At 26.4% G+C, this 2,851-nt stretch carries 2 protein-coding genes; one reads left to right on the top strand and one right to left on the bottom strand.

Going from position 1 to position 2,851, the window contains the following annotated elements:
* Nucleotides 1-1,769, top strand: a 1,769-nt coding sequence (locus tag J7M77_RS07460) for an ABC transporter ATP-binding protein (protein ID WP_296877206.1), incomplete at its 5' end; no start/stop codon positions are given.
* A 118-nt stretch (nt 1,770-1,887) separates the two neighbouring features.
* Here the strand turns inward: J7M77_RS07460 and J7M77_RS07455 are convergent.
* Nucleotides 1,888-2,502 (bottom strand): accessory gene regulator B family protein, encoded by a 615-nt coding sequence (locus J7M77_RS07455; RefSeq protein WP_296877205.1) that lies wholly within the window; start codon nt 2,500-2,502, stop codon nt 1,888-1,890.
* Nucleotides 2,503-2,851 lie beyond the last annotated feature (349 nt).

Below are 2,851 nucleotides of genomic sequence, written 5' to 3'. Positions count from 1 at the left end.
GATTTGGGAGGTCTTTGATCATGATCACAGTTAACAACCTAACAATCAGATATAAACAAAAGACGTTATTTGAAAATCAAAATTTTCAGATAAAAAACAACTGTTTAACCGCAATTATCGGTGAAAGCGGCTGTGGTAAAACCAGTTTACTTTATTTTCTTGGTTTATTAAGCCAGATTACTGATGGTGACTACTGGATTGATGATATCAGAATCAATGATCTAAGCAATAGTCAAAAAGATAAGCTTAGAAGAAGCAATATCGGTTTTATGTTCCAGGAATATATGCTTTATGACCATTTAAATATTTATGAAAACATGAAACTTTATGCTACGATCAACAATCAAAATCTCGACGAAAATAAAGCTAAGCTCCTTTTAAAAACTGTTTATCTTGATTTAGATCTAAAACGAAAGCTGTATACTCTTTCTGGTGGACAAAAACAAAGAATTGCCTTAGCCTGTATCTTAGCTAAAAATCCTCATATTCTTATTCTTGACGAACCAACCAGCGCTTTAGATAAAGAAAATCGTAATATTATTTTTAAGATCTTAAATAATTTAAAAAAAGATAAAACTGTAATTATTGCCAGCCATAATAAAGAAGTCTTAGACTACAGTGATGAGATTATTGAAATAAAAAATAGTGAAATAGTTAAAATAAAAGAAAACAGTACTGATACTAAAACTAATTTACAGTTTACTAAAAATAAACTGCCACTAGGCTTTTATCTTGATTATATAAAAAAATTTACCAGCCACAGTAAAAAAACTAATCTTTTAATCATGGCACTGATTTTAACAGTATTAATTATAAATCTGTTTGTTTCCAGTTATGGTGAAATCTACATTGAAAAAAATAAAGAAATTTTAATGCAGGACTGCAATGGTCAAATATTTATAACTGGTGATAAAATAGAAAACGACAACTATCAGTATCCATACTATCATATCACATTTAAAATTGGTGAAAACAGCTATCCAGTTGTTCCCTATTATGAAAATGATAACTTAGATAACAAGATTTGGACCCGTTTTAACTATGCTACTAATCAAGGTTTCTTTTTAAGCTATCAGCTATATCTGGAACAAAAAGAAGTAATTGCCCCTGTGGCTACGATGGAGCTTCGCCTAGAAACATCTAAACATGAAATAACTGCTCCTTTTAGTTACATCGGTTTATTAAAAAACGGTGTAACTAGCGGTTATCTTGAAAATAATGATAAATTTATCTATATGCATCATCAGCTTATTGAAGATTTAATTAGTGATGAAACAATTGACGGTTATACTCTTTTTGGCGACAGCTACGAAAATACCATCGCCTTATCTAACGAAGCTGAAAAAAATGGATTTCAGGTATCAAATGATTTTGGCAGTTTTAAACAGATCCAGGCAACTATTAAATTTGTTACTTATTTAAAAAATACTATTAGTCTGATCATGATCGTTGTTGCCGTATTTTTAATCAGTATTCTTTATACATCATATTTTGAAAGGCGAAAAAAAGAATTGGCCTTATTAAAAGCACTGGGACTTACAACTACTGAAGTAGCTAAAATAATTTTATTGGAACTGCTTAAAATAATGATCATCTGTTTAATAATTACTATCATTTTATTAACTATCAATTGTATTTTTATCAGTATAAACTTTTTAGCTAATCTATTAATACTTATCATAAGTGCTATTGTTATTTTTAGCATAACTTTATTGATCATTAAACAAAAAATAAATAAAATTATTCCTGCAAATGTTTTTAGAAACTAATTAAAATCATTAAATATAACATTGAAATGGGTAGAAAATCTATATGTACAGATTCTCTACCCTTTGTAATTACTGATATTAACTTAAGATTTTTGACATTAAAATTTATAATGATTTTCTAACATATTCTGTTTACAATTAATTTATACTTTATAAATCCGAATAGAATTGAAAAAAATGAGGTTATTATAGCAAATAAAATCATTATTGAATATTTTTTCAAATCAAATAATAAATTAATAAAAAAATATAAACCAAGAACTAACAAAACTCTTTTTTTATAATATTTTTTTTCTAATTCAGATACATATTTTTGAGGGGAATCAATGATAGGAAAAAAAACAATAATTAAAGATACAATAAACTGGACATAAATCAACAAATCTTTACCCAAAAAAATATACTCGCTTATAAATGGAATCATCACTGACAAAAAAATCGAAAATAATAAACATTTGAATTTACGCTCTAAATGAAAACCTCCCGTATATCTTCTCAAGGAAAAAAAGCAAATCAAATATACAATTGTTAATAAATAATTTTTTGTATATATATTTATAAGGATAAGTATGATAAGAAAAAATATATATCCTTTTAAAATTTTTAGCGAATATTCATATAAGTCTTGATTTTCTTTTTTAATTATTTGCAATGAAATCAGTTTATCTATTAATCCCATCCCCTCAAAAAGTATATAAAATATAATCAAAAGTATTTTATCTAACAAAATCATTATATCGTAATCCTTTTTAAACCAAATCCCTTTATTCTATACAGTAGTACAAATTAGCCATACGGTACAAAATATTTTTTAATAGCACAAAATTAAGAACATTAGTGCTATAATGGACTCTTGTGGTTTCATTAACTAATAGAAAAATTATCATACAAAATTCATCAAATTATCAAAAAAACGTCTTAATGACGTTTTTAACGAATTCCTAGTTTTTCAAGCTCTTGTACCAAACATTCAAAAATATAAACTACGGGAACCTGGGTTGCCGATGAATAAAAATAGCGATCTTTATATGATGGAACATAGTAACAAATACTTTCATCAGCTAATTTAGCTGCTGTTGTAT

It is taken from the genome of Thomasclavelia sp., from assembly GCF_017889095.1.
GTDB lineage: Bacteria > Bacillota_I > Bacilli_A > Erysipelotrichales > Coprobacillaceae > Thomasclavelia.
The sequence above is the reverse complement of the archived record's forward strand: the minus strand, read 5'-3'. Positions and strand labels throughout refer to the sequence as shown.